The sequence below is a fragment of the Bacillus sp. JJ722 genome (assembly GCF_036963345.1).
Lineage (GTDB): Bacteria > Bacillota > Bacilli > Bacillales > DSM-1321 > Bacillus_AD.
This window is the reverse complement of record NZ_JBALMO010000434.1, coordinates 1-255: the sequence shown is the minus strand read 5'-3', so window position 1 is coordinate 255 and position 255 is coordinate 1. Positions and strand designations below refer to the sequence as shown.

The 255-nt window shown below is 27.1% G+C and carries 1 pseudogene; it reads left to right on the top strand.

The window, feature by feature from the left end:
- Positions 1 to 255 (top strand): annotated as a pseudogene (locus V7014_RS27110) (DUF418 domain-containing protein); the annotation flags it as partial.

Genomic DNA, 255 nt, shown 5'->3' with positions numbered 1-255 from the left:
ATATTTTATCTAATTCCTCTTCAGCGTTATTTATCATAGTTTCTTCTATTTATATTGCGGAAATGTTCGCTGGACATTGGTTTACAAAATCACTTATTAAAACAGGACAATTAACATTAACTCACTATGTAAGCCATATATTCATTGGTATTGGCATATTAGTTTTATTAAATAGATTAGAAAATCAAACGTTAGCATTTTCACTAATATTCTCTGTAGTGTTTTTTGTGGCGAGTATTTTATTTTCTCTATATT